Genomic DNA, 1,361 nt, shown 5'->3' with positions numbered 1-1,361 from the left:
GAGGGCGTTCGAAAATCTGTGTCAGCCTAGTTTAAATTTAAATATCTAACTTACTGTCCAATCGCCCTTCGAAGTGAATTGCAAATTGCGACAATGCCAAACTCCAATTATTCACTGGCATTGTCCATTTTTCAGTCGCGTTCAATATGCCAGCATAAAGCAATTTAAGCAAACTGTTCTCGTTTGGAAAGGCACCTTTGGATTTAGTCAACTTTCTGAACTGGCGATGAACAGCTTCGACAGCGTTTGTCGTATAAATCGCTTTTCTTATGCTTTCAGGGTATTGAAAATAAAGCGATAAGTTATCCCATTTTTTGCGCCATGATGTGATTACAATAGGGTATTGAGTTCCCCATTTAGCCTCAAGCTCATCAAGTGCAACTTCAGCCTCTAGCTTGGTTGCGGCGCGATAAACAGGCTTTAAATCTGCCATAAACGCTTTTTGGTGCTTGGATGCGACATACTTCATGGAATTTCGAATTTGATGAATCACGCACAACTGAGTTTCGGTTTGAGGGTAAATTGACGCAATCGCTTCAGGAAAGCCTGTTAATCCATCAACGCAAGCAATTAAGATGTCTTTAACACCTCGATTATGCAAATCGGTGAGTACAGATAACCAATAGTTCGCACCTTCATTTTCTGAAATATACAGCCCAAGTAGTTCTTTTTGCCCCTCTAAATCTAGGCCTAGAATGGTATAAATGGCCTTGCTAACATACCGACCTGATTCTTTCACTTTGTAATGAATCGCATCCAGCCAAACAATTGGGTAAACCTCTGCCAAAGGGCGACAGCGCCACTCATTGAATCGCATCCAGCCAAACAATTGGGTAAACCTCAGCCAAAGGGCGACAACGCCACTCATTGAGTTGAGGAATTAACTTGTCTGTTATAGCGGTGAGTGAGGCGTCTGACAGTTCTATCGCGTATATATCCGCAATGTGTTTTCTAATGTCGCGATAACTCATGCCGTGTGAATACATGGACAGAATTTTTTCGTCAATTTCATCTGAAAACTTGGTTTGATTTTTCTTGATTAATTGCGGTTCAAATGTACCCGCTCTGTCCCTTGGGGTCTCTAGTTCAAACTCACCATGAGTTGATTTAATCGTCTTTTTAGTGGTTCCGTTTTTACGATTAGGTTCAGATTCGCTTGCTATGTGCTGTTCAATTTCAGCTTTTAGAGCAGCTTCGGTGAGCTGTTTAATGAGAGGTGTCAGTACACCGTCTGCACCTGTCAGTTTTTTACCAGATTGAAGTTGTTCTAAAGCTTTGTTGAAATCGAATTCTTGAGACATGTGTCACTCCTGTTTGAATTAACAATTATAATTGAGTGACACAGATTTCTAAACACTACC

The 1,361-nt window shown here is 41.0% G+C and carries 1 pseudogene; it reads right to left on the bottom strand.

Features of this window, described 5'->3' with window-relative positions:
* Positions 1-37: 37 nt before the first annotated feature.
* A pseudogene (locus DS2_RS19310) lies at positions 38-1,301 on the bottom strand (IS256 family transposase).
* Positions 1,302-1,361: the final 60 nt, after the last annotated feature.

Origin of the sequence: Catenovulum agarivorans DS-2 (assembly GCF_000568405.1) — a bacterium.
GTDB classification, from domain to species: domain Bacteria; phylum Pseudomonadota; class Gammaproteobacteria; order Enterobacterales; family Alteromonadaceae; genus Catenovulum; species Catenovulum agarivorans_A.
Note: the sequence above shows the minus strand (reverse complement) of the source record. Positions and strands in the feature narration are given on the sequence as shown.